Origin of the sequence: Bacillus sp. SG20033 (assembly GCF_044570195.1) — a bacterium.
In the GTDB taxonomy this organism is placed as follows: Bacteria; Bacillota; Bacilli; order Bacillales; family Bacillaceae; genus Bacillus; species Bacillus subtilis.
On record NZ_CP172606.1, the window covers coordinates 2354070 to 2379512 of the forward strand.

Sequence of the window (25443 nt, forward strand, 5' to 3'; positions counted from 1 at the left end):
ACGAATTCCTCCTCGCGCATATTTTGACTTACAGTTGCTTGCACCAAATATTCATGTTTTCAAGGCCTTCGGCTATAAAGCAATTATTGATCAGCCTTCCGCCATACTGATAACCTGAATGGTACAACACAGCATTCATCCCAAAAGACGAAGCACGGGCGAGAGAAAATACATGAAAGATATCCTTTCCAGCCATTTCTTTTTCTAACGCCTCGATTAAAAAGCTTGTTAACGAATGGCCGCGATATTCCGGCAGCACAGCGCAATCGGTTATTTCTGCATGCCCAAGCTCTGGATTGATTTCTGCACTTGCTGCGCTGATCAGGCGGTCATGATCAAGCATGATATAATACACCGTATTTGCATTCATCGTCTTTTCAATATAAGCGGGGTCAAATACCGGTGTTGGGTACGTGCGGAATACTTTTTTATACAGCATCGATAGCTGGTACATGTCATTTGTTTCTGCTTTTCTCATCGTAAAAACGGGTGTACTGTCGTTGTGAAGACGGGGCGCTGTGCGATATATGGCTTCGATGATCTCCTGTTCCTCTGTATAAGAATCTGTTTGTCTCCGGCTTTCTGAAAGGTAACGTACCATGACACAAGCCGAATAGCCGAGATAATAGCCCTTTAGATAACCCTCCGGCGCAAATAATTGTTTGGCAAGGATTGGCTCATCATGCTGCTTCGCATAAACAATGATTTTTTCTGCATCCTCTTCTTTTGCCGCTGCCATGATATCCGGCAGGGCCTTCTCAATAGCTCCGTCATAACGGACCACTCTGATTCGTTTATTAAAGCCGTCATGGTCCAAAACTGCTGTGACACCGCTACTCTTTATTGACTTGAGCATCCGCATCCTCCCCATCTGTATGAAGGCCGCACCAATCCATGACAAAAAGTGCAATAATTTTAGCAGATTCTATCATGGCTTCAACCTCAATGTATTCATTGGCCTGATGAGCCGTTTTTGTTTCCCCCGGCCCGAAAACGATCACTGGTGTATCTCCTGCATGGTACAAAAGCCCTCCATCCGTTCCCCACGGGGAAGCCTCAATAATCGGCTCTGTCTGTTTCATTTTTTGATAGGCTGATTGCAGCACAGAAATTAAAGGGTGATCATCAGGTAAATCATTCGGCAGCCATTGAGCGCCAAACCATTCGACTTGTACGGGATGGCGTTTAAACCATTCGTCATAGTATTCTAAATCCTTCAGCCAGTTTTCCAATTCAAGTTTTACAGCTTCTGGTTTCTCATGGGGAGCAATTCCGCATCTCCCTTCTATAACGACACGGTCTGCAACTGAAGATGGCCAGGCACCGCCCGAGATGGTGCCGATATTCACCGGTACCGGTATTGGGATATTGTCATACAGCGGATCTGAAATTCTCGCATTGCGGACTTTCTCCAGCTCTTGTATCGCTGTGATAACGTGCATGCTTTTTTCAATCGCGCTTACCCCTTCGTAGCGTGTGCCCCCATGTGCGGATAATCCCTTCACAGTGATCCGAAACCACATCGAACCCTGCTGCTTAATAAATAGTTTCATATTCGTCGGTTCAGGAATCAGCGCCCCGTCAGCACGATAGCCTCTCATGATGGCGGACAGTGTACCGGCGCCGCCGCACTCTTCATCTACAACACTCTGAAACAATACATCTCCCTTCAATTTGACATCGCAAGCGTGCAGGGCTTCTAAAGCAAAAAGAAGGGCTGTATTGCCTCCCTTCATATCCGTTGAGCCGCGGCCGTATATTTTACCGTTTTCTTCGACAGCTTGATACGGTTCATACTTCCAATCCTTTACGCTTCCTTCAGGCACAACATCGATATGACCGTTCAAAATCAGGGACCTGCCTCCGCCGGCTCCCGTTTTTTTAGCCACGATATTCGGGCTCTCATGAAAATCGGATCGGTTAGATTTAAAGTAGGGATGCTGTTTTAATTGCTTTATGCTTGGCTCCCATACATCAATGTCCATCTGAAATTGCCGCAGCTTTTCAAGCACAACAGCTTGGGCATTAAACTCTGACCCCAATGTGCTTTTTTCCCCAATCAGCCTTTTGAGAAGACGAATGGCTTTGGCCGAATGCTGATCAAGCCACTCGATTACTTTTCTTTCAATGTCTTGCATCCTCATTCCCCCTCTTAAGAAAAAGGCATATCTATTTTGATTTCAGCTTCTGTCAGCCTCGTCACCTCATCGATTGTCGAACCATTCATCAGCTCTTTTAAAATGAAGTGATGGCTATCGACCTCAAGAACCGCTTTTTCGGTAATAATCAAATCTACACAGCCTGCAGCAGTTAATGGCAGCGTACATCTTTCTGTTAATTTAGGCCTTCCCTTTTGATCTGTATGACTCATGACGACAACCACTTTTTTCGCTTTTTGGGCAAGCTCCATCGCCCCGCCCATACCAGGCACCTTTTTTCCCGGAACAAGCCAATTTGCCAAATCTCCTGATTGGCTCACCTGCAGGGCTCCTAAAATCGTAATGTCAATTTTGCCTTTTCTGATCATCGCAAAAGACATGGTTGTATCAAAATAAGAAGCCCCTTTTACAGCGCGGACAGGATAGCCCGCGGCGTTGCATAAATGGGCATCCTCTTCTCCCTTTTCGGGACTTTCTCCAATGCCAAGGACACCGTTTTCCGCTTGAAACATGACCTGCATGTCAGGCGGCAAAAAGTTCGGTACCAAGGATGGGATACCGATACCGAGATTCACAATCATGCCCTGCTTAATTTCAGTAGCAGCCCGTTTTGCAATCTGTTCTCTTTCTGCTACTCCCAAGCCCATTTCCACTTCACTCCCTCGCTTCGTACAACCCCCTCAACAAAAACCCCCGGTGTGACAATCATTTCTTCAGAAATCTCACCTTTCGGAACGATACGCTCAGCTTCGGCAAAGGTTCTCCTGGCGGCCATTGCCATAAGCGGGTTCATATTGCGTGCGGTTTTGTCATACGTTAGATTGCCGAATTCATCTGCAATGTAAGCATTGATGAAAGCAAAATCAGCCGTCAGCGCCTCTTCAATCAAGTATCGTTTTCCCGCCACTGTTACGATGTCCTTTTTTTCGCAAACCATTTGATTATCAATGCCCACGTCGGTTAAAATACCGCCAAGCCCCGCTCCGCCGGCGCGAATCCGTTCCGCAAGCGTTCCCTGAGGTGAAAATTGAACCTCTAACGTCCCCTCTGTCATCTGTTTTCCGGCTACAGGATTGGAACCGATATGCGAGGCGATCAGGGTTTTGACCCGTTGATTAACAATAAGCGGGCCGATCCCGATATCCGGGAAACCGGCGTCATTGCAAATCACAGTTAAATCCGTTACACCGCTGTCCAATATCGCTTCAATCAATGAAGGAGGCGACCCGACTCCCCCAAAACCGCCAAACATCAGAACCGATCCATCCCGAACATCTGCAATTGCTGTGTCAATGCTGATTGCTTTTTGAAATGGCGCCATTTAATGTCAATCCTTTTTTAAGTTTTTTTCGACCGCTGCAACTGTTGCTGAAAAAATAGAGATAAGCTCTTCCATTTCACCGTCTGAAATGGTAAAAGGAGGAGCAATAATGACAGCATCTCCTTCTCCACTGTCTATTCCAGCTTTGGAAGGATAAACAATCAGCCCGCGTTTTTTCGCCTCGCTGACAATAAGCTGGGTTACCGCTTGCTCTGGCGGAAACACTTTCTTCGTTTTTTGGTCTGTCACAAATTCAACGCCTAATAGCAGTCCTTTTCCGCGCACATCTCCTATAATGCCGCTTTGAGATGCCGCCTCATCAAGCTTCTTCTTCAGCACAGCGCCCTTTTTTTCTGATTGTTTGATCAAGCCGTGCTTTAACACATATCGCAAAACTTCAAGAGCAGCTTTGGCTGAATAGGGATGTGCACTATATGTGTGACCGCTCATAATCACACCTGACCCTTGTTTTATCGTTTCAATAATAGAATCAGATACGACGGCAGCAGCAATAGGCGCATACCCCGCACCGAGTCCCTTCCCCAGTACAGCAATATCAGGTACGGTATCCCAATGCTCTGTCGCGAGCATCCTTCCTGTTCTCCCAAGCCCCGTCATCACTTCATCTGCAATAAAAAGCACATCGTGTGTGCGGCATACCTCACTTAATCTCTCATAATATCCCGGAGGCGGAGTAATCGCTGCACCTGCAGCACCAATAATAGGCTCAGCCACAAAGCCGACGATGAATTGGCTTCCGATTCTTTTGATCATGGTGTCCAGTTCATCAGCTGCAGTCTGAACAAAGTCTTCTTCCGTCTCGTGATTCAGCCGATAAATATGTGGAGCTGAGATAGCTGGATACCGCTCAATGAGATGGGTGAACCGGTATCTCCTTTCATAAAAACCAGACAATGAAAGCGCTCCCAAAGTTATTCCGTGGTAACTGCTCCATCGAGACAAAAAGATGGATTTTTGTGTTTGCTTTTTTTCCTGCCAATACTGAATGGCGATTTTCATAGCTGTTTCTATCGCTTCTGACCCGCTGTTGACAAAAAAAGACCAATTCACATCTCCGGGCAGCTCCTGTGCCAAGAGAGCGGCTAATTGCTCGGCGGGCTCACTCGTAAACTGTGAGCGGTAAGCAAAAGACACCTGATCAAGCTGTTCTTTCAGCTTCTCAGTCACATCACGAACTCCGTGGCCGATATTACATGTCACCGCACCTGACGAGCCGTCGAGATATTTTTTTCCGGTCTGATCATAAACATATGAACCCTTCGCATAACTGACAACCGGATAGGCCGAGCTAAGCTCTGGCTTAATCAAATAACTGCTCATGCTCCCACCTCAAAACCCCTTTTACCATATTGTATGAGTGTCCAAATGGCGGCATGACGTTCCCCGCAAAAACTTTTTCACATCAAAAGAGCCTTCCTAATAGGGAAGGCTCTTTTGAAATTTCAGCATCTAGCAAATAAAAGCGGCTCCAACAATAATTAATAAAATGAACAAGACAACAATTAACACAAATGTATTTGTCCCGCAGCCAAATCCGTAACCGTACCCAGAGTATCCATACATGCTGTTTTCATCCTTTCTTATCACGATATACGGCATTTTATGCGGGCCAAGTCCCAAATGGTTTGTGCAAACGCCTATTTCATGTAAGGAAATAATGAAATACAGTATGCACCCGCTCATATTTTTTAAACGTCAGCTTTTCGTAAAACTGAGTTGCACCGTCAGTGCTTGCAGCCACTAAGTAGGCTGCTTCCATTCCTAGTGATTTGGCGATGGACAGCATTTCTTTCACTAAGATACTGCCGTAGCCCTTCCTTTGAAACTGATCTAAAATTGCCACTTCTTCGATTTTAGCCGTTTTCTCTTGATGATCGATAAACAGCTCGCCGCACCCAATGGGAACTTTCTGTGCCTGGTCGCTGTAACAAACAACAAGAATGATTATACCTGCTTCATAGAAAGGATATTTTCTTTTTAATTTTTGTTCAGCGATTGCTTCTCCAATATAAATGGAATCGTAAATTTTCATAATAGAAGATCCGTCGAAAAGACTTTTTGCCGTCCCCCATGCGGTTAAAGGATGTCCCATCTGCCCCTTCCAGTCACTAAGCTTCATGTCATATAGTAGCTCATCCTCGACGACAAAACCGCTTTTTACAAGCGACTGCTTCAAACCGAGCGGAAAAACATGCTGCGGCGACGCTTTTAAATGGAGATAATTCGCATCAAGCAGCTTTGGTACGGAGGGCAAAAAATTCAATAACCGCTCCAATGGAAACGTATCATGGAGCTGAACAAAGTTATGAGAAAAAATGTGCGGAAGCTGCGGATCTCTGTATACGCTGTAATGATCAAACGATGCCGATTCAGACGTTAACAATATATATTGATGTTCCGTTTTTGAATAATGTCCTGTCATGAACGTCTCCTTTTTATGACCTATACCTTTACTCTGTTGCAATATTCAATTTCTTTATAATCTCATCGTACACCGGATAAAACGGCTTTCCAATTGGAAATTGCTGAATATTTAGGAAAGAAGCGGAGATTGGCTTCTGATGTAAAAAAAACTTCCTTGTTACTTGTTCACTAATCGGGTGAAAGACGCCGTTTAGAAACAAAAACGGCTCGCGTTCGATGAAAAACAGACGTCGGCCAGGCGGATTTTTGATCAATTCAGATCGTTTCCACGTAATCGGCGGCCCTTCCGGAAGCGCCTCCATTTCTTCTTTTCCAATTGTCACTATGTCTTTTCTTTGAAATTGATAAAATTGAAACGCATACTGGTCCACAATTCGCCTTTTTTTTCCGGCTTCGATATAAAATATTGCAGGATGGTCAGCTTCCTTTACTAAAATATAATTCGGAATGTTTAAAATTTTGCCAATCCTATATTGGAATAAATATGGGTCTGGAACAGCGACAGTCCGATTTAGATACAAAAAACCCCACTTTTCTCCAACAGGATGCCTTACACCCTGATCAAAAAAATACACATTTTGATCTGAACCTTTTACAAAAGAGCCGTCAATCAAATCGGCGGGCAGAAACCGATATGCATTTTGAAATGAATCTGGGGTTTTATAGGTTGTGTCTAATACTTCATTTATCGGCAGAAATGGGGTAAAGTTGTTGAGTCTCGCCCAAAAAATTGCGTCGCCATGATTCCAATGCTTCATATCATCATCCCAGTAGCCTCCAAATTTATGATGGATGAGGTTAAGTAACGAACGGCGATGCATAACTGAGCAATGATCAACTTGAAAAGCGGCCTGATCAAGCACTGTATTGGCATTTCTGTAGAAATGTGAGATTTCCTCTCCCCTTTCGTTTACATGTACAACTTTTTGTTTTGAATAGACCGCCTGCGCTTCAGGCTTATGTGAAAACTCTTGCACCATACGGCTCAGCCGCTCAGGATGATAAACAGTGTCGTCAGTAAGATAGGAAATGTAATCGCCGTCTGCAAATGGGAGCGCACTGTTAATTAATGTGGCATAACGGGCTGTTTTTAATCGATCTGCAGGATGCACGAAACTGTTATGATATTGAATGCGCCGGTCATGAAGATACTTGTGAATCACCGCAGTTGTTTCTGCATTCGAATGATCATCCATGATAAATAGCTCCCAAAGATCATGTGTTTGCTGTATCACGCTTTCGATCGCTTTTTGCAAATAATCGGGTTTGTTGTAACTTGTTAAAATAATAGACACTTTCTCTCCCATCTATACCGCCTCCCGCCGTCAAACATAAAAACGGCTCCGCAGCAAGCAGAGCCTCTGTCATCATTTAAAAAGCACCCCAGCTTACAACACTTGAGAGTGAAACATGAGATCTCGTGTTATTTAACGGGTTTTGGAAAATAACCAAATCAGTCAGAACTTCTTTTACGATGACATTTTGAAGTGTATCTCCGTTGATCAAATTGACTTTCGAAACCGGTACGCCCAGCTCTTTAGCAAATACGAGCTGGCGTCTGTGATCACATTGATTTTCTCTTGAAGCTGTTTGACATATAAGCAGAATAAATAAAAACAGAATAATGCAATTCGTCCTCATTTTCTTCTTGGTTCACTTTGTTTTCTAAATCCACACTTCCCTCTCTCCCTTACCCTCTGTTTCACAATATGAACATGCCGTCAATTGCGGTATAGGCAATGTCCATCCATAGAAGAAAATCAGCATTTTCCTTAAATATATGAAAAATAGCTCAGGTACGGCGTTCGACTCATACCAATTGCCAATCAGAAGAATATGATTAAACGTGAGTTCAATAATCAATAGGAGGTGTGTTTTTATGAGTATTGAAAAAACACAAGTAAAAAAGGATTTAATCAAGTCCCTTTTAAGTCCTTTATTTACAAATGCAACTGAAAGAGGAGATAACGTGGACAATGCACTTAAAGCTTTACTGGAATCTGCGATTGATCAGAAAGTGGACGATACTGCTTCAGCCGAGTTTTTGTTTAATAGTTCGCCGGCGGAATGGATTTTTGCCAGAATCGAACCGGGCACTTTAATAAGTATAGTAACTGATTCAGGTGACATGATCGGTCCTGTCGTATTTGTTGATTTTGATCGGCTACGAGGCATTGTATTCGTAACACAGGAAAGCTCCGTCACTCCAGCAGGCCAAGCTACAACATTAATTGATGTAGACAAAGTAGAAAGCGTTACGTTCTTTTCATAACATCCGATGAAAGTGTTGTATATCCAGTCGGGATACGGAGGAATATATTGTTATTTTGATCGCTGGGCTGAAGAATGTTTTCGGAACACTCATACAGAGTATATGTCTGCAGATACACTTGAAGCAGAAACTTTGGTGAAGATCGAAACGTTTCAGCCGGACTTCGCACTCTTGATGGTTGGAGACCGCGTTCCTCACGACTGGCTGACCTGGTTAAAGGGTAAGGGTATCCCCATATATGTTTGGCTGACCGAAGACCCATTTTATATGGATATCAGCCTACAGGTAATCAAGCTCGCTGACGCCATATTAACGATTGAACAAAATGCCGTTCTCTATTATCAAGGGCTCGGCTACCAGCACGTCTATTATGTTCCGATACCAGTTAATCATCGGCTGTTTAAAAAAATGGGCACCGAACATTCCTATCATTCAAATCTGTTAATCATCGGCTACCCTTACCCTAATCGGGTTCAGCTTATGAAAGAAGCGGTCCATCTGCCATTCACGGTTCGGGTAATCGGCAAGGAATGGAGAAAATATCTGCCTAAAAAAGTGCTCAAACAGCCGCATATTGATGTCGTCAGCACATGGGTTCCACCCGAACAGGCCGTTCATTATTATAATGGGGCAGACATCGTAATTAATGCGCATCGTCCCTATCATTTTGCTTTCAACCAAAATACTATGCGCATCAAAAATGCCAGTTTTAATAACCGAACGTTTGATATTGCTGCATGCGAAGCATTTCAATTAACAGATTTACCCGCGGCGCATCCTTTTTCATCCTTTATTTCTTATCACGGCATGAACGACTTTAAGGAAAAAGCCGCTTTCTATATCAACCATCCTGAAGAACGGCAAAAAGCTGCAGCAGCCAATTATAAAGAGACCGTACCCGCATTTACGTTTGATGAGCTTCCTGCAAAACTAAAAGCGATTCATCTGGCGCTTTCTTGAAAAATCGTTCATTGCTATGAACGATTTTTTTATTCATAGAAAAAAGCAGCTGCACAAGCTGCTTTCTATTCTAGCCGTCAGAACGGTCTTTCAGCTTCCTCGGATTTACCTGTTTATGAAGATCAGGCATTCCGCCGAGATGCTGTGCAATTTGTTCCCACGATACAATTTTGAAATTTTGATTGACGGCTTGTCCGTTATCGATATTTTCGCCATCCTGCGCCACAAAAATCCCGTACGGATATTTTGGGCCAAGTCCGAAACCGAGAACATCAATACCATCCGTGTCACTAGTACCGTCTATCTTCTCGCCATCTGTAATCTCAAAGTTGGCTACATAGCGATTTTTCCCCTGGCGTTCATACATTGCATAGCTGTTATTTCCTTGACTTGAAGCCATAAGATATCCTTTGCCATTTGGTGCATAATAGATTGTCAGTCCTTCAATATCAGCTGTCAAATGATCTCCTGTCGCACGGTCAACAACCTGCCCCTTTGATCCTCCGCCGGGCTCAGCGTTAAATTTCCAGATGGCCTCATCTTCCTCTGCTATGTATAGGTTTCCGTACTCATCATCCGCAACAAGGCCTTCGGTCTGAGAATTCAACTTAAATTCACGCACTTTTTTCCCTGTTACATAACCCTTTCCACCATCAACAATTTCATACTGCTCAAATTCCCCTTGTTTGCCTGTCACTAATGCGTAAAATGCTCCTGTTTTCTGGCTGTGATACAGGCCGAATCCATAAACCTCAGAAATATTGGTGGAAATAGGATGTTTTGGATCTGTAATGCTTTTCAATTTTCCTTTATCCCCGTCTATTGCATATACTTCAATTGTATTTTTTCCTTCGGACCGGTTGGATGCGGCAGCAATATCAATTTTTTCGCCGTTCAATGGAAAATCATAGCGCAGATCGACATTATTGAGCTTGCCAAACTCATAAGAATGAAGCTGTTTTCCGTCTAAATCATACACGACGAGCCCTGACTTCTTATTTGTCGTAATCAACTTGCTTTTTTCCGGGTGTTTTTCATGAACCCAAATGGCCGGGTCATCTGCTGCGTCATCGCCAGATGCGACCGGATCTGTCTCCGTGTGTGCAGTCACTTTGAAATGATGTTCCTCATTCACATAATGAGCCGACACAGAGGTTGCTGTCAGGCTAAGCAATAAACCCGCGGCAGTGTTTAGCAGCATTGTTTTTGAAACCTTCATTTGGTACCCTCCTCTTTTATCACTATCACTACTATTGTAAAATATATACAGGTGATTACCGTGAGGAAAATGAACCTTTTTTTATAGGGTTTCTGACTCATAAACAACTTTTCCCCAAAGAGGTACGTGAGATGGACTTTGCCAGATTTCCTTTTGCGGAGCGAAATAAAAATATGTTGAATATTTAGTACATTGTTTATTTAGTTTTGTTGTTCCCTAGTTACGTCCGTTTTTCCATTTTCTATTAAAAAAGAACACTTTGTGACATGATCATTCCCCTAAATTTTGTTTTATTGGTTGCTTTCATTAATTCGATTACAAAGTTGAACATATGATGCATGGTAGAGAAACGAGAGTTGGAGGATAAGCCATGCCTAAACAGCAAACAGCAGAACTAAAACCATTTTTCCATAACAAAACAGTTTTAGTCACTGGCGGAACGGGTTCAATCGGGAGTCAAATTGTCAAACGCCTTTTGCTGCTTACACCTAAACAGGTGATTGTATTCAGCAAAGACGACAGTAAACAGTATGTCATGAGCCAAAAGTATGCGGAGGATAAGCGGCTATTATTTGTACTCGGAGATGTACGCGATCACAGAAGGGTGAATCAGGTGATGAAAGGCGTCGATATCGTCTTTCACGCGGCTGCGCTGAAACAGGTTCCGACATGTGAGGACCATCCATTTGAAGCGATCCAGACCAATCTCATCGGCGGACAAAATGTGGTGGAAGCTGCCCTTTCACACCGAGTGCAGCATGTCATTAATATCAGTACAGATAAAGCTGTATCTCCTGTGAACACAATGGGTGCCACCAAGCTGTTATCTGAAAAGCTGTTTCATCAAGCAAACCGCCACGTCCAAAACAAAGGAACCTTGTTTTGTTCGGTACGCTTTGGAAATGTTCTCGGTTCCAGAGGTTCGGTCATCCCGATATTATTTGAACAGATGATGGAGGGTGAACCTCTGACCATCACAGACAAAAACATGACCAGATTTTTCATGTCAATAGACGATGCAGCTACATTGACATTGCAATCAGCTGCTATTACAAAAGGCGGAGAAACCTTTATTTTCAAAATGGAATCACTGAAACTTGAAGAACTGATTCATGGGTTTGAAGAATATGCATCGCAGCACGGGCTCCCGCGGCCGGCTGCAGTAGAAGTGGGCAAGCGTCCAGGTGAAAAGCTTCACGAAGAATTAACATCTCCACATGAAATTGAATCACTGTATGAATGGGGCAACCTTTATGCGATCCTTCCAGAGCCGGAAAAACATCCTGACTTTCGCAAAGTCAATCTGCCTGGGTATCAATCAGATCAAGCCCCGCTCATTACGAAAGAAAGGATTGCTCAGATTATTGAAGAATTGCATCAAGAGAAAAAGGCATAAAAACAAGCCTGTCTATCCATTAGGCAGGCCTGTTTTTAACACTTTATTTATTAAAGAGATGCAGATAGCTTTCGTATCCTTCTTCTTTCAGCTTATGCTTCGGAACAAACCGCAGCGCTGCTGAATTTATGCAGTAACGAAGTCCGTTTGGCCCCGGTCCGTCATTAAATACGTGGCCAAGATGAGAATCAGCAGTTCGGCTTCTTACTTCTGTGCGAATCATGCCGTGGCTCGTGTCCAGTTTTTCTTCCACTTCTTCTTCTTCAATCGGCTTTGTAAAGCTTGGCCAGCCGCAGTGGGAATCAAATTTATCCTTGGATGTAAACAATGGCTTGCCTGACACAATGTCTACATACAACCCTTCTTCCTTATGATCCCAATATTCATTTTGAAACGGCGGCTCCGTGCCGTTATTTTGCGTTACTTCATATTGCATGCGATTTAATGACTTCAATTTTTCTTCTTTATTGTACGCCATTTATTTAGCCCCCCAATGCTCGCTGATAAATCCCGCTCGTCCGGAACCTGTCCGGTAGCGCTGATAATGTGCTGGATTCTTTTTATAAAAATGCTGATGGTAGCCTTCCGCTTCATAGAAAGGTTCAGCTTTTAAAATGTCCGTTACAATCGGATCTTTAAAGATGCCGCTTTCCGCCAGACGTTGCTTGGAAGCTTCCGCAAGCTCCTTTTGTTTTTCATTATGATAAAAAATGGCTGCGCGATAGGAACTGCCGCGATCAGCAAACTGCCCCCCGGCATCTGTCGGATCGATTTGCTGCCAAAATAATTCAAGCAGTTTTTCATAAGGGAATACATCAGGATTAAACGTGATTTGAACGGCTTCACGATGTCCCGTCGTTTCACTGCACACCTCTTCATACGTAGGGTTTTCAGTATGGCCGCCTGTATACCCGGACACCACTTTTTCAATTCCCGGCTGTTCGTCAAAAGGTTTAACCATACACCAAAAACAGCCTCCTGCAAATGTGGCGATTTCTTTTTTTTCAGACATACTGGTGCCTCCTTTGTTAATACGTGGTATTATTATATTATAGCATGTAAAAATAGAATGAAAATGATTCTGCTTTTCAATAAAATCTATAGGTTTTAAGCAATATGCTTATGTAATGGAGGTTCACAAATTTGAAAGTAAGAACACAGATGATGTACGATATGGAAACTTTACTCCGTAAAGTCTTTAAACAAATACGCAATGAAATCAATGAAATTTTAGATAAAGAGCTGTCGCGGAATGAATTCACCATTCTTCGGATCCTCAGTGAACAAGGGCCTAAAAAAGTCACTGAATTTGCGCCTATTTTAGAGGTATCGGCAAGCCACATTACGGCTGTGACCGATGCGCTGGTAGAAAAGGAATGGATTACGAGAATCAGATCGAAGGAAGACAGACGCATCATCCGCATTCATATCACTGAAGCGGGCGAAAAAGTCCTTCAGCACTTTAACGAGAAAAAAACGGAATATTTCTTTAAACGCTTTGACTGCTACACTGATGCTGAACTTGCCACGTTAATCGAGCTCTTCAGCAAACTTGATAAAAAACGGTGAAAAAAAGCACATACCGATATATAGGTATGTGCTTTTCGCAGTGCTTCACTTATTTTTCAGTAAACAGCTTCATTGCTTTCCAGCGGCCATATCTATAATACAAAAATGCCGCGCAGCTGCTAAATAAAAAACTCATTCCGATTCCAAGCCCGATTCCTTTTTGTCCAAGCCAAGCTGAAAATAGAGCTGTGAAAGGATATCTCAACACCCAAAACGAGATTAAATTTAATACCAGAACCTGCAGCATCGCTCCCGCGGCCCTGACGATTCCGTTCAGCACAAAATTAATCCCAATAAAAGGGTAGAAAAACGCGATCCACTTCAAATATTGTTCACCAAATGCGACCGCATCGGGCTCACTGATAAATAACCTTATGAGATATTTACCAAATACCCAAATCATAACCGCAATCACCAGCATGCAGGAAATAACAGCTATCACACCCAGCCTTGCAATTGTTCCCACTCTTTTTTCGTTTCCGATTCCAATATTTTGCCCTGCCATACTGTTGACGGCCGTACCGGCAGCCATTGCTGGAAGCGTGATGATGCTATCAAGCCGCTGCACCGCGCCAAAGCCTGATACCACGTGATCTCCGTATGAGTTGACAACACTCATAATCGCCATCATACCGCCTGTAATCACCATCATCTGCAGACCTGCCGGAATCCCGAGTTTCAAAATCAGCGCGGACTCTTCCCACTTGGGCATTCTCGGAATCGAGAATGGCACAAGCTTGTGTTTGATGACATAAAACAACCCATACAGAAACGCAATGCCCTGTGACAAAATCGTTGAATAAGCCGCTCCCGCTATTCCCATGCGGAACACAGAAATAAAGAGCGGCGCAAGCACTGTATTCAGTACAACAGCAAACGCAATAAACCGGAGAGGTGTCTTGCTGTCACCCAGCGCACGAAGCACAGTACTGATAAAGTTATAACCAAACAAAAATAAAATGCCGATAAATTGAATCTGTAAATACGTCTCAGCAAGCGGAATCATTGACTCCGGCGTTTTTAGAAGACGCAGCAAAAGCTCTGAGAGAAAAAAACCGGCAACGCCGAATCCGATGCTTAGGCCTGTTAATAAAACAACAAAAGCGTTAATATACGACGCCATTCCTTTTACATCATCTTTTCCTTTTTGCTGAGATAAAATGGTTAACGTCGCATTGTTAAGGCCCAAAATAAAAGACAGCACGGTCAAAACAATCGTGCTTGATACCGCGGCTGCTCCAAGGGCCTTTGCCCCCAGTAAATTGCCGATCCACAAGCTGTCTATAAATTGAAAGGAAACCTGTAATGCGTTTCCGAGCATAATAGGCATTGAAAACAGTACAAGCTGTTTCAGCACGTTCCCCTGTGTAAAATCGTATGCTTTCATCTTTTCTCCTTGTGTTCTCAAATTTTCTTCGGACCGCACGAAAAAAGAGACGTTGTTTCATGTCTCTTTTTTCATGACTTATCGGTTTTTTTTCGGTCTCGCATACCGAATGTAAACACCATCACACTTAGGAACAAGGCACAATAGGAAACATTCAAATACATTTGATCCATGTCTTCAGCAGTCAGATGATGATAAGCAAGCCAGCCGAAGTACAGGGAAAATGTAAAAGATAATAAACTGAAATACTGGTAAATCCGTTTCATTTTCAGTCACCTCTATTGTTTGGGATGGTAATAGGAAAACTCAATTTCATCTTTTTCTAAATTTATCTTATCCGCTTTGACATACATTCCATTCGTTAAAGGCATTTCTGACAAACGCACTTCAATGCTTTTATCTCCGGGGTGAACATGGACAAATGACGGCAATTCATAAAAGCTGTCCATATAATTTAACACAAAGCTAATTGGTATACTCAATTTCCCTAACGAAAATTTCGTGACATTCAGCTCTACATCACCGTTTTTTTTCACGGTCGGCTCAAAAGCGATAAACGCATCAATAGACGTGGAAAATGCCTTGATTTTCCCTGCGACATGAACATCATCATCAATCTCTACTTTATAATCAAGCTTGTTTGATGCTTTGTCGTTTAAATATGAGTTAACAAACGCAGCTAATGATTCTTTTGTGCTTGTCACTTGAAATCCATACTCGCTCTCAGATGAATCCTTCACCTGAGCCTGTTCCCCCGGGAGCAAAACAAGTGCCACAAACCCGGCGGCGAGGATAAAATTGATTGCAAGCAATATAAAAAACAGTCGCTTCCACTTATTCATGCTGTCACCCTACTCTTTCGGTAATCCTTCTTTTTTAATGGCTTGATAGACGCGCTTTGCGATAAGAGAATAACCCGTACCATTAGGATGAAAATCATCTTCCTCAGAAATTCGGCTGCTGTCACTTTTTTGATTGAACAAATCTTCGATATGAACGATTTTTGCATGTTTATCTTTTTTCAGCTCTTTTTCAGCAATATGGTTCCAATCCGTGACGACACCATTTATTTCATTTAGTTCTGATAATGTAAACGTAAACGGATTGTACATGCTAACATAAATCAGCTCAGCGTGATCATTCAGCTCGCGAATTTCAGAAATGATTTTTTCAAAGCGCTTTTCGTACGGTTTTTCCGCTTCCTGAAACGGTTCAACGGTTAATTGCAGAAAGTTTTGGCGAAGGATTTTCATCAAATCATTACCGCCAATTGTAAAAAAGACATAATCTGCGTCCTTTATGCCTTTTTGAACCTTTTTATCTTTTAGTTTTTCTAATAAATCATCCGAACGGTTCCCTTTTACGGCATAATTTTTCACGTCGACCGTTTTGACTTGTTTATCTGACCGGATAGAATCCGCCACCTTGCCGACATATCCCTTTCCGTCGGGATCTCCGACTCCTTCTGTCAGCGAATCTCCGACAGCCGCTATGACAATGTGTTCTTTTGTTTTCGTTTCATGGGCTTTTTGTTTTCCCTCAGATGATGTACGTATGCTCGTACACGCAGTAAGAAGCAAAATCAAACTGGCCATGATTGAAAAAATGCGCAGCTTCAATCTTGTTGCTCCTTCCCATTCTACTAGTGGAAAGTGTATCATGTTTTAGAAGATTTGCAAATGCCTAGTCTCTTAGCTTACTTGAGTGTACTGGCTGACTTCACATCGGAAATGATATCATCGTACGGTGTATTCTCAACTCCATTGTAATCTTTCAGCACCTTACCGTCCGGACCTACCAAATAAAAAGAAGATTGATGAATCACTTGGTCCTCTCCCTCCGGCTTCTTTACGATCGCTTTAAAGCTCTTAAGTGCGAACTCCTCAATCTCACTCTGGCTGTATCCCGTGAGAAAATCCCAGTTATCAAAAGATAATGGATAATTTGCGGCAAATTTCTTCAGCTGTTTCGGCTTATCGTTTTCTGGGTCAACACTAAATGATATGATGCGGACGTCTATATTTTCAGCTTTCAGTTTTTTTTGCAGATCGGTCATATGAGCGGTCATCGGCGGACATACAGTTTCACAATTGGTAAAAATAAAATCCGCCAGCCATACTTCTCCTTTTAAACTCTCTAAAGAAACGTTCTTGCCGTCTTGGTTTTGAAATGTAAAAGGCTCCACCTCGTAATTGAGCGGATTTTTAATCTGCTGTCCTCCGCATGCACACAAAAACAGAAAAAACAGCCCAGCCGTTAACCCCTTGATAACCTTCATGACATCCACCCTTTCCAGCCAGCATAAAAACGCTTTCTAAAACTGTCCTTACTGTCCAATGTTTGTATTCGATACTGAGCAAAAAAAATCCTGCATGCCTCCCCATTAACGATTACAAAGGAGGACATACAGGTAAAAAACGGCATGTTACGCGTTGTGCTTTAACATCTCTTGATGAAATACAGCCTGATAATCTGCCCACTTCATCCGGCGCTTCATATAATGTCGGAAAGAATACACTTTTGCCCTGCTGTTTGATGAAAACACTTCTTTTAAGTAGAATTGCAAATGGTGATGTAACATAAAGAAATAGTGCTCATCTTCCTTTAATACAGGTATTTCTGTCACTTTCACCTGAATCCCGTCACCGCGTTTGAACTCTAGGCTTTTGAGTAACAAGCTATCAATCCTCTTTTTTGTTTTTCTTCTATTATATATGATGCCAGCCGGGCTGTCTGTCATTTTGCGCGGTTGTGTAAAAAAATTAGATCAGCAAATGGAACAAGTCCTCATCCTTGTTCACCTCTACATAATGAAACGGTTTTTTGTTCATCCGTTCAATCAGCGGCCCATAATCGGCTTTGTTCTGCAGCTCGATGCCGACAAGAGCAGGTCCGTTGCTTTTATTATTTTTCTTCGTATATTCAAATCTTGTAATGTCATCATTCGGCCCGAGGACTTCGTCAAGAAATTCGCGGAGCGCCCCCGCTCTTTGCGGAAAGTTGATGATAAAATAATGCTGAAGACCTTCAAAAATCAAGGAACGCTCCTTCATTTCCTGCATTCTTCCGATATCGTTATTCCCCCCGCTGACCACACACACCACATTTTTTCCTTTGATTTCATCCTTGTACAAATCAAGCGCTGCGACAGAAAGAGCTCCGGCCGGTTCAGCAACAATCGCACATTCGTTATATAATTCAAGAATGGATGTACATACTTTTCCTTCAGGCACAAGGAGAATGTCATCAACGACAGTTTCCAGCGTCTGGAAGGTTTCCTCGCCAATTTTTTTAACAGCCGCCCCATCTACAAACTTGTCAATTTTATCAAGTGTGACGACATGCCCAGCTTTGTTTGATTCAAAGTAGGATGCCGCTCCCGCCGGCTCAACAGCAATTACCTTTGTATCAGGAGACACGTTTTTCAAATATGTACCTGCCCCAGAGAGAAGGCCGCCGCCTCCGACACTTGCAAAAAGAAAATGCGGTTCTGCATCAATGTCGTTTAAAATCTCGACTGCGAGCGTCCCCTGTCCGGCCATCACATCCGGATCATCGAACGGATGGATAAACGTCCGAGATTCAGCCTCACAGCACTCAACGGCGCTTTTATACGCGTCGTCAAACGTATCACCTGTCAAAATAATATCGATAAATCCTTTTCCGAATAGTTCAACTTGAGATACTTTTTGTCTCGGTGTAGTAGACGGCATAAAAATTTTCCCGTGAATGCCAAGATGTTTACACGAAAATGCCACACCTTGAGCGTGGTTTCCGGCACTTGCACACACAACTCCGTTCTCTGTCTGCTCGCTGGAAAGCTGTTTCATTTTATGATAAGCCCCTCTGAGCTTAAAAGATCTGACAACTTGCAAGTCTTCACGTTTTAAATAGATATTGCATTCATATCTCTCAGAAAGTCTGTCATTCCTCTGCAAAGGTGTGTGAATGACAACGTCCTTTACGTTTTGGTGAGCCTTCAAAATGTCTTTCACTTGGATGAGAGAGTTTTCTTTCAACAACGGTTTCATGTACAGATTCCTTTCTTGTTTTAAATCCCTATTTAATATGCCATTATAACATGAATATTCAAAAAATAAGACAATTATTTTTATTTAATAATTAAAAAAATACAGACTATGTCCACCACATCTTGTGGTAACTTCTGTTCAACCATTATCCTGCAGAGCCAAGAAAAAAGATGATCGTAAAATAAAGGGTGTTTTCAACCAAAAGGCATGATATAATGAAACCAATTAGAACCAAAAGGAGCCAATTGATGAATAGTGCACCAAAACTCAATACATTTCAACATCTAATCGGAGAACATCAAACTTTCCTGGAAGCGAAGCGAATCGCCAAGCAGTTCTCGTTATCGGAGCTTCCTGTCTTAATAACAGGAAAAATCGGAACAGGCAAAAATCACTTCGCACATGCCATACACTTGGAATCTTCGAGAAGCAATGAACCGTTTATAAGCGTCAATTGCAGCACCCATTCGGAAGAAACCCTTATTCATGAGCTTTTTGGCCCTAACGGAAACACAGGTGTTTTTCAAAAAGCAGTACGAGGAACCCTTTTTCTTGATGATGTATGGCGCATGCCTGCTTCTGTACAAGCTCAGCTGTTAAAAGCGCTTGATTCAGACACGGAGAAACCGCGAATGATCTGTGCTTCTGCAGACCGATCCGTGGAACATACCTTCAGGCAAGACTTATTCTACAGACTGAACATTTTAACGCTCACACTGCCCGAATTATCGGAACGAAAAAGCGATATTCCGCTTTTGACACAGCATTTTCTCTCAAATTCCGGTCAGCAATTGTTAATCGATCCCTCCGTTTTTCCCGTGCTTGAGAAGCATGCATTTGAAGGCAATGTCAGGGAATTAAAAAACGCTGCAGATTATATGGCGGCAGTATCAAGCGGAGGAACGATTCAGCCATATGACCTGCCGCCATATATTAGAGGCGCGATAGACGGAAAAACGTCGAAGAAAAAAGCGAAGCTGCTGACTTTAATGGAAAAAGCTGAGTTTTTGTTTATTTTGGAAACAATAAAAGTATTGAACGAAAAAGGAGAACCTGCCAGCAGACGGATCATTTCTGAACACAGCAAAAATACCCAAACCTCGTTAACTCCTCAGCAGGTCAGAAGCCGTCTCGACTATTTGGAGAAAAAAGATTATGTCACCAAAAGCCGCGGACGCGCAGGCACAAAAATTACCTTTGAGGGCTTGAGCTTTATAGATACGTTAAAAAATCAAATGATCTAGCGATCGAAAGGAGAATGTACTTGTTTACAATCAAAGAAGAGATCGCCAATGCGATTACACACGGCATCGGTGTCCTCTTATCCATCCCAGCATTAGTGTTTCTAATCATATTTGCGGCTAATTACGGGTCTGCATGGGACATTGTCAGCTTTACAATATTCGGTGTCTCTATGCTGCTGTTATATTTGAGCTCCACCCTGCTTCACAGCATCACACATAAAAAAACGAAGGACATTTTGGAGATTATTGATCATAGCGCGATTTACGTACTCATCGCCGGAACCTACACGCCTTTTTTGCTTGGACCGCTGAAAGGCACACTCGGCTTTACCCTGTTGGTTATCGTATGGTCACTTGCCCTAGGCGGAATCGTTTTTAAAATTTTCTTTGTGAAACGGTTTATCCTATTGTCAACCTTCGTGTATTTAGTCATGGGGTGGCTGATGATTATTGCAGTTAAACCTTTATATGCTTCACTGAGCGGAGCGGGATTCAGCCTCCTTTTTCTCGGCGGCATTTTATACTCTGTCGGAACCATCTTTTACATTTGGAAAAAGATCCCCTTCCATCACGCCATTTGGCACAGCTTTGTATTGGGCGGGAGCGCTGCCATGTTTTTCTGCGTGCTCTTCTATTGTGTAAAGGTGCCGTTCCTTTCGTAACAGTAACAGAAAAGCGCAGTCTTCACGACTGCGCTTTTTTATGCACGTAATTGTTTTTCATTGGCAGGTATATAAGCTTTTGAAAAGGACAATTCAATGTCTGCCGGTTTTAAGCGTTTAAAAAACGAGCCCTTTTGCATGTTATCTGTTCCTTTCGTTTCCACCATCACCAACGGAAGATGATAGCGGGCCGCAAGTTCTATAGGATCAATAGAACCATCTAGTGAAAGAATCAGGCTTTGTCCCTTTTCCAGCTGTTTTGTCACATCTTCATATACCTTTTCTGAATCACCGTCTGAAATCACATCCATCCGATCCAGCCATTGCCCGATAAAAGGCAAGCGGAACACTTTTGGGTTGGCGATAAAGCCGGCCGGTTCCTCAATATATCCAGCAATTAAGGCCAGTTCAGCCAAACGCAAACGGGGATGCACATACAAAACAGGACCGTGTGGTATTGGCTCTGGCTGATGGATCGTCACAACTGAACCGGAGATGCCGATACAGCCTTCCAAAAACGCCTTTGGCTGTTCGTACACAAGAGTCATCTGTTTTTTGTATGACAGACGGGGATCGAGCATTGTTTGATTAAATAATTGTTTCATATTTTTTAACAGCATATACACAATATAAACCACTAGAAGGCTGTAGCGAACCAATTAAAATCCTCCCGCTTTAGAAGAATTCTTTTTTTCATACATTAGAAATTCGTAATCATACGGGTTTTTTTCGTCTTTGATCCCCTGCTCAGAAGAAACCAGCTTCCAATTGGATTCATCAAATTCAGGGAAATGACGGTCACCCTCAAACTCGTGATGAATTTTCGTCATATACAGTCTGTCCGCATAAGGGAAAAGGTCCGTATAGAGCTGAGCCCCTCCGATCACAAAGCATTCTTCAGGGCCTGAACAAATGTCCAGTACATCCTTTAATGAACCGACAACCGTGCATCCCGAAAATTCTGAAGCCGGCGCTGAGGTAACGACAATATTTTTCCGATTTGGAAGCGGACGTCCGATCGATTCAAATGTTTTTCGGCCCATAATGATTGAATGGCCCGATGTTACTTTCTTAAAGTATGCAAGATCATTGGGCAAATGCCACGGCAAATCATTGTCTTTGCCGATAAGCCTGTTGGCATCCATCGCAAAAATGAATGAAATCATACGCTGACCGCCCCTTTTATATGAGGATGCGGATCATAATCCTCGATGATAAAGTCCTCAAATGCAAAGTTGAAAATAGAATCAACCTTTCTGGCGAAACGAAGCTGCGGAAGCGGTCTAACATCTCTTTCCAGCTGCAAATTGACTTGTTCAATATGATTTTGGTAGATATGAACATCACCAAACGTATGGATGAACTCGCCCGGTTCAAGCCCAGTCACATGAGCAATCATCATGGTTAGCAGGGCATAAGATGCAATATTAAACGGCACACCTAAGAAAACGTCGGCAGAGCGCTGATACAGCTGACAGGACAGCTTGCCGTCAGACACATAGAATTGGAACAGGCAATGGCACGGCGGCAACGCCATTTTATCAATTTCACCAACATTCCAGGCGCTGACGATTAAGCGTCTGGAGTTCGGATTTGTCTTAATATCTTCAATAAGACGGGAAATTTGATCAATGGTTTCTCCATCAGCTCCCCGCCAAGAACGCCATTGGGAGCCATATACAGGTCCAAGTTCACCGTTTTCATCAGCCCACTCATTCCAGATTCGCACTCCGTTTTCCTGCAAATAGCGTACATTCGTATCTCCTTTTAAGAACCACAGCAATTCATGCGCAATTGATTTAAAGTGGAGTTTTTTAGTGGTGAGCATCGGAAAGCCTTCCCGTAAATTAAATCTCATTTGATATCCGAAAGTGCTGATTGTTCCGGTCCCTGTCCGGTCTCCCTTTTTCTCACCATGCTCTAAAACATGTCTGCATAAATCCTTATACTGTTTCATTTTTTTCATCCTTTAAAAGTAGTCTTCTAGTAGTGTAACACAATAAAAAATCATTTCTGAACCCAGAAATGATTTTTTTATAGTCAGCTGACGACAGGCTTTTCATCCTGTTCTTTTTCTTCATCTTGCAGATCCTGATGCGTATGGGCAATTCTGCTCGCCGCTGCTGCAGCAAGAGCTGCCACAATATCATCCAAAAAGGTGTGAATACCGTCTGGACTTTCATCAAGTTCCTTAATAATTCCAATCTTCTCTTTATCCAAATAACCGAAATTGGTCAAACCGATCGACCCGTACACATTAACGATTGAAAGCGGGATAATTTCATCTATGCCGTAAAGCGGTTCATCCGTTTCAACAAGGTGTTGCAGCGGTTCGGGGAGAAGCTTCTGTTCTGCAAGCTGATCGAGTGCAAGGCCTGTCAAAACAGCATGAATAATTTCACGTTTGTTCAGGACTTTTTCTACATTCTCCATGCAAACACTAAGCGGCAGATTTGGATTGTATTTTTCCTGAAGTTTTTGAACAATCCGTGCAATATCTTCTATCATAACGCCCCGTTTGTTCAGCATATCCTTTGTTATATCGACCATTTCATTCATTGTGTACTTTTTCATGTCTAATGGCATCTCCTTTAGGCACTCATCCAGTTGGGAGGCGTGTTGCGGTCCCAGTAAATGCTCCCAAGCTCATGATGTGATTGAAATCCATCTTCTGCTGTATGATAATGAAAATTAAACCAGTAGCCGTCATGCGGCGGATGGTCTCTTCGCACATGGAATCTGAGAAGATCTTCTCCAGTTGTCCGATTGTAAACGTTGAAAATTTTTTCCGTTTTGCCCGCTGAAGGCATGTTTGAGATCACAACATCTTGGTACGCCTCATCATCTTGCAATGTCGCTAAATATTCACTAATCACATTTTCGATTTTTGGCAGGATCTCTTTCCGATAGTCATCCTCAATGACCGGAGCGATTCTGCTGCCGAATTTTAAAAAGGACTGATCCTCAGCGCTGTCAAGGAGCTGTTCCTTGTACGATTGAAAAAGCAGTTCAGGATTTTGCCTGTCATCCGACTCATCATCGTACAGGTCATGCTCATCATAAAAAGCGGTGTAATCATTCTGCTCAAGACTGCTCGGCTGTCCGGAAGGCTTGTCCGCCATAAGGGCAGCCGGAGGAGATACGAGCCCGAACGTTACAATGGTAAATAAAACCACAAGGGTCTTTCTCATCCACAATTTCATGACTGCTTATTCCTCTCTATTTTATTGTCATGTTTCTCTTATTTTAGCACATCCAAAACATGCAAGTCATGTACTATATGAAACTGATATGCAAATTAGGAGATTCGTTGCTATGCACTTTGTGTAAAAACGCTTACAATATTCAATGAAAGGAGGCTTTCCGCATGATTGACGCTCTGTTTGCCACAGTTTCACTCTTAACATTATTATACTTTGTCGTCATGGAGGTCACCGATTAACAGAAAGCCCGTGATATGAATCACGGGCTTGTTTGAATGACGCCATAATGGAACAGTGCTGTTTTTCTTTTCATGACGTTAAAACCAAACTGTTCAAACCGCGGACTTTTCCAGTGGTCTTTTAGCACAACGCTTTTTCTGGCGACTCGTACCGCTTCATTGATACATCCTTCGTGTAAAACTGAATCCTCTGCCAAATCACGTAAAGGCGCGATGCCGTCAGAGGTCTCTACAGGTTCATGAAACATTGGATCGAAATAAACCACATCAACAGAGTTGTCAGGAAGCTGTTTGATGTATTCTAAGCAATCACCATTCTTCACCTGGATTCTTCTCATCGCAGTTTGAAGCTCTTCTATACCCGTTTCCCATGAATGCAGCCCCATCCTCACTAAAACAGACACAAGATGGTTTTTTTCAATCCCAACAACAGAACCCGTTTCGCCTACTGCCATACTTGCGATAATGGCATCTGACCCCAGCCCGAGTGTGCAATCTAAAAACGTATCCCCTTCAGATAAGCCGGCAGCCCGAAGCATAGGCTCTTGCTCTCCCTGTAAGAAGCGTTTGGCTCTAAACATCGCTGTATTCGGATGAAAAAAGAATTTGGCACCTTGTTTCGTATACAGCTCAAACCGCTCTTTGCCGACCACAAGCAAATCACGTTCAGCTGACCTCAGCAGGTGTTCAACCGTTTGTTTATTCCGGCCGCAGTATGGCATATTTAGCTCTTTAGAAAGCTGCTTTGCGGTTTTTATGGTGTGTTCAGACGGTCTATAGCTTGTTGTTATCATCTTCTGTACTCCCAAAAAGAAAATGCCCGGAAAACGGGCATTTAGCAGTGCGCATCGAAGGCAGCAGTCAGATTTTTCATGATTTCTTCCATATCGTGTCCTTCAATTTCATGACGCGGAATAAAATGTACGACTTCTTTGCCTTTCAAAAGAGCCATTGATGGTGAAGAAGGCTCCTGGCCAGTAAAATACTCACGCATTTTCGCAGTAGCTTCTTTATCTTGGCCCGCAAAAACAGTCACCGTATTGTCAGGTGTTTTGTCATTCTGGAGGACTGCCTGTGTAGCCGCAGGACGCGCAAGGCCTGCCGCGCAGCCGCATACAGAGTTAACGACTACAAGAGTTGTGCCCTCTGCCTTTTCCATAAAGTTTTCTACTTCTTCTGCTGTTGTTAACTCTTCAAAACCTGCTCCAGTCAGCTCGCGGCGCATCGGTACGACAAGCTGGCGCATGTATTCTTCATAAGCCATTGACATAAAAAAAGCCCCCTCTAGTATCCTTCATCTGAAGTAAAGGATACTATAGAGAGGGCCGGATTTCAA

At 42.9% G+C, this 25443-nt stretch carries 31 protein-coding genes and 2 pseudogenes; 6 read left to right on the plus strand and 27 right to left on the minus strand.

Annotated elements, in window-relative coordinates; all coding sequences use genetic code 11:
* Nucleotides 1–28: 28 nt before the first annotated feature.
* The 10 genes and pseudogenes from ablB to cgeC all read right to left on the minus strand — a co-directional run bounded on the left by ablB (nt 29) and on the right by cgeC (nt 7600).
* On the minus strand, nt 29–856 hold the full coding sequence (gene ablB / locus ACFVP7_RS12265; protein ID WP_338730501.1) for a putative beta-lysine N-acetyltransferase: 828 nt from the start codon (nt 854–856) through the stop codon (nt 29–31).
* The gene (locus ACFVP7_RS12270) at nt 834–2144 is read right to left on the minus strand and encodes a peptidase (RefSeq protein WP_101169523.1); all 1311 of its coding nucleotides are present in this window, start codon (nt 2142–2144) and stop codon (nt 834–836) included. The genes ablB and ACFVP7_RS12270 overlap by 23 nt, the downstream gene beginning before the upstream one ends.
* A gap of 8 nt (nt 2145–2152) precedes the next feature.
* The gene (locus ACFVP7_RS12275) at nt 2153–2806 is read right to left on the minus strand and encodes a 3-oxoacid CoA-transferase subunit B (protein WP_015383895.1); all 654 of its coding nucleotides are present in this window, start codon (nt 2804–2806) and stop codon (nt 2153–2155) included.
* Nucleotides 2791–3480 (minus strand): CoA transferase subunit A, encoded by a 690-nt coding sequence (locus ACFVP7_RS12280; RefSeq protein WP_029318023.1) that lies wholly within the window; start codon nt 3478–3480, stop codon nt 2791–2793. The genes ACFVP7_RS12275 and ACFVP7_RS12280 overlap by 16 nt, the downstream gene beginning before the upstream one ends.
* A 6-nt stretch (nt 3481–3486) precedes the next feature.
* A complete protein-coding gene (locus tag ACFVP7_RS12285; protein ID WP_338730502.1) occupies nt 3487–4821 on the minus strand; it encodes an aspartate aminotransferase family protein in 1335 nt (444 codons plus the stop codon).
* Nucleotides 4802–4957 (minus strand): annotated as a pseudogene (locus tag ACFVP7_RS12290) (hypothetical protein). The gene ACFVP7_RS12285 and the pseudogene ACFVP7_RS12290 overlap by 20 nt, the downstream one beginning before the upstream one ends.
* Nucleotides 4951–5100, minus strand: a complete 150-nt coding sequence (locus ACFVP7_RS12295) for a YjcZ family sporulation protein (RefSeq protein ID WP_015251877.1) — start codon at nt 5098–5100, stop codon at nt 4951–4953. The pseudogene ACFVP7_RS12290 and the gene ACFVP7_RS12295 overlap by 7 nt, the downstream one beginning before the upstream one ends.
* A 43-nt stretch (nt 5101–5143) precedes the next feature.
* Complete coding sequence (gene cgeE, locus ACFVP7_RS12300) at nt 5144–5923, minus strand: spore maturation N-acetyltransferase CgeE (protein WP_038429179.1); 780 nt, start codon at nt 5921–5923, stop codon at nt 5144–5146.
* Between the two features lie 28 nt (nt 5924–5951).
* Entirely contained in the window at nt 5952–7232 is a 1281-nt protein-coding gene (gene cgeD / locus ACFVP7_RS12305) for a spore maturation glycosyltransferase CgeD (protein WP_338730503.1), read from the minus strand.
* A 64-nt stretch (nt 7233–7296) separates the two neighbouring features.
* Nucleotides 7297–7600, minus strand: a pseudogene (cgeC, locus tag ACFVP7_RS12310) (spore maturation protein CgeC).
* Between the two features lie 204 nt (nt 7601–7804).
* Here cgeC and ACFVP7_RS12315 point away from each other — a divergent pair.
* Nucleotides 7805–8197 carry a protein CgeA gene (locus ACFVP7_RS12315; protein WP_257432931.1) on the plus strand — a complete coding sequence of 131 codons (393 nt, stop codon included), beginning with the start codon at nt 7805–7807 and terminating at the stop codon, nt 8195–8197.
* A gap of 6 nt (nt 8198–8203) precedes the next feature.
* On the plus strand, nt 8204–9157 hold the full coding sequence (cgeB, locus tag ACFVP7_RS12320) for a spore maturation protein CgeB (RefSeq protein WP_070547468.1): 954 nt from the start codon (nt 8204–8206) through the stop codon (nt 9155–9157).
* Between the two features lie 70 nt (nt 9158–9227).
* On the opposite strand, the gene ACFVP7_RS12325 is transcribed toward cgeB, so the two are convergent.
* Complete coding sequence (locus tag ACFVP7_RS12325) at nt 9228–10376, minus strand: phytase (protein ID WP_338730504.1); 1149 nt, start codon at nt 10374–10376, stop codon at nt 9228–9230.
* A gap of 370 nt (nt 10377–10746) precedes the next feature.
* Here ACFVP7_RS12325 and ACFVP7_RS12330 point away from each other — a divergent pair, with 370 nt between their 5' ends.
* Nucleotides 10747–11772, plus strand: coding sequence for an SDR family NAD(P)-dependent oxidoreductase (locus ACFVP7_RS12330; RefSeq protein ID WP_014477115.1), 1026 nt, complete (start codon nt 10747–10749; stop codon nt 11770–11772).
* Nucleotides 11773–11815: 43 nt separating this feature from the next.
* Here ACFVP7_RS12330 and msrB read toward each other — a convergent pair whose 3' ends face one another.
* Nucleotides 11816–12250 carry a peptide-methionine (R)-S-oxide reductase MsrB gene (gene msrB / locus ACFVP7_RS12335; protein WP_024572009.1) on the minus strand — a complete coding sequence of 145 codons (435 nt, stop codon included), beginning with the start codon at nt 12248–12250 and terminating at the stop codon, nt 11816–11818.
* Nucleotides 12251–12784: a peptide-methionine (S)-S-oxide reductase MsrA gene (gene msrA, locus ACFVP7_RS12340; RefSeq protein WP_042976318.1), complete on the minus strand. Its 534-nt coding sequence runs from the start codon at nt 12782–12784 to the stop codon at nt 12251–12253.
* Between the two features lie 131 nt (nt 12785–12915).
* On the opposite strand from msrA, the gene ACFVP7_RS12345 reads away from it, so the two are divergent.
* Nucleotides 12916–13341 carry a MarR family transcriptional regulator gene (locus tag ACFVP7_RS12345; RefSeq protein ID WP_004398634.1) on the plus strand — a complete coding sequence of 142 codons (426 nt, stop codon included), beginning with the start codon at nt 12916–12918 and terminating at the stop codon, nt 13339–13341.
* A gap of 49 nt (nt 13342–13390) precedes the next feature.
* On the opposite strand, the gene ACFVP7_RS12350 is transcribed toward ACFVP7_RS12345, so the two are convergent.
* From ACFVP7_RS12350 to ilvA, 7 genes are all read right to left on the minus strand, one after another.
* Nucleotides 13391–14728: an MATE family efflux transporter gene (locus ACFVP7_RS12350; protein WP_024572007.1), complete on the minus strand. Its 1338-nt coding sequence runs from the start codon at nt 14726–14728 to the stop codon at nt 13391–13393.
* Between the two features lie 71 nt (nt 14729–14799).
* Nucleotides 14800–14994 carry a protein YpmT gene (gene ypmT, locus ACFVP7_RS12355; RefSeq protein ID WP_017696912.1) on the minus strand — a complete coding sequence of 65 codons (195 nt, stop codon included), beginning with the start codon at nt 14992–14994 and terminating at the stop codon, nt 14800–14802.
* 12 nt (nt 14995–15006) lie between these two features.
* Complete coding sequence (locus ACFVP7_RS12360) at nt 15007–15570, minus strand: YpmS family protein (protein WP_015251867.1); 564 nt, start codon at nt 15568–15570, stop codon at nt 15007–15009.
* Between the two features lie 9 nt (nt 15571–15579).
* Nucleotides 15580–16347 (minus strand): SGNH/GDSL hydrolase family protein, encoded by a 768-nt coding sequence (locus ACFVP7_RS12365; RefSeq protein WP_003245956.1) that lies wholly within the window; start codon nt 16345–16347, stop codon nt 15580–15582.
* A gap of 77 nt (nt 16348–16424) precedes the next feature.
* Nucleotides 16425–17006: a cytochrome c oxidase assembly accessory protein ScuA gene (scuA, locus tag ACFVP7_RS12370; RefSeq protein WP_076458040.1), complete on the minus strand. Its 582-nt coding sequence runs from the start codon at nt 17004–17006 to the stop codon at nt 16425–16427.
* A 147-nt stretch (nt 17007–17153) separates the two neighbouring features.
* Nucleotides 17154–17405, minus strand: a complete 252-nt coding sequence (locus ACFVP7_RS12375) for a YpmP family protein (RefSeq protein WP_046381123.1) — start codon at nt 17403–17405, stop codon at nt 17154–17156.
* Nucleotides 17406–17490: 85 nt separating this feature from the next.
* On the minus strand, nt 17491–18759 hold the full coding sequence (ilvA, locus tag ACFVP7_RS12380; protein ID WP_086343993.1) for a threonine ammonia-lyase IlvA: 1269 nt from the start codon (nt 18757–18759) through the stop codon (nt 17491–17493).
* A 248-nt stretch (nt 18760–19007) separates the two neighbouring features.
* On the opposite strand from ilvA, the gene ACFVP7_RS12385 reads away from it, so the two are divergent.
* Nucleotides 19008–20003, plus strand: a complete 996-nt coding sequence (locus ACFVP7_RS12385) for a sigma 54-interacting transcriptional regulator (protein WP_029946001.1) — start codon at nt 19008–19010, stop codon at nt 20001–20003.
* 20 nt (nt 20004–20023) lie between these two features.
* The gene (locus ACFVP7_RS12390; protein WP_004398522.1) at nt 20024–20665 is read left to right on the plus strand and encodes a hemolysin III family protein; all 642 of its coding nucleotides are present in this window, start codon (nt 20024–20026) and stop codon (nt 20663–20665) included.
* Nucleotides 20666–20703: 38 nt separating this feature from the next.
* Here ACFVP7_RS12390 and ACFVP7_RS12395 read toward each other — a convergent pair whose 3' ends face one another.
* The 7 genes from ACFVP7_RS12395 to brxA form a co-directional block, all read right to left on the minus strand.
* Entirely contained in the window at nt 20704–21324 is a 621-nt protein-coding gene (locus ACFVP7_RS12395; protein ID WP_024572094.1) for a 1-acyl-sn-glycerol-3-phosphate acyltransferase, read from the minus strand.
* On the minus strand, nt 21325–21831 hold the full coding sequence (gene dfrA, locus ACFVP7_RS12400; RefSeq protein ID WP_024572095.1) for a dihydrofolate reductase DfrA: 507 nt from the start codon (nt 21829–21831) through the stop codon (nt 21325–21327).
* Complete coding sequence (locus ACFVP7_RS12405; RefSeq protein ID WP_024572096.1) at nt 21828–22622, minus strand: thymidylate synthase; 795 nt, start codon at nt 22620–22622, stop codon at nt 21828–21830. The genes dfrA and ACFVP7_RS12405 overlap by 4 nt, the downstream gene beginning before the upstream one ends.
* A gap of 83 nt (nt 22623–22705) precedes the next feature.
* Nucleotides 22706–23239 carry a phosphatidylglycerophosphatase A gene (locus ACFVP7_RS12410; protein ID WP_003230797.1) on the minus strand — a complete coding sequence of 178 codons (534 nt, stop codon included), beginning with the start codon at nt 23237–23239 and terminating at the stop codon, nt 22706–22708.
* Between the two features lie 17 nt (nt 23240–23256).
* The gene (locus ACFVP7_RS12415; protein ID WP_338730506.1) at nt 23257–23868 is read right to left on the minus strand and encodes a YpjP family protein; all 612 of its coding nucleotides are present in this window, start codon (nt 23866–23868) and stop codon (nt 23257–23259) included.
* 259 nt (nt 23869–24127) lie between these two features.
* The gene (locus tag ACFVP7_RS12420; protein ID WP_024572098.1) at nt 24128–24901 is read right to left on the minus strand and encodes a class I SAM-dependent methyltransferase; all 774 of its coding nucleotides are present in this window, start codon (nt 24899–24901) and stop codon (nt 24128–24130) included.
* Between the two features lie 41 nt (nt 24902–24942).
* Nucleotides 24943–25377, minus strand: coding sequence for a bacilliredoxin BrxA (brxA, locus tag ACFVP7_RS12425; RefSeq protein WP_003230794.1), 435 nt, complete (start codon nt 25375–25377; stop codon nt 24943–24945).
* Nucleotides 25378–25443 lie beyond the last annotated feature (66 nt).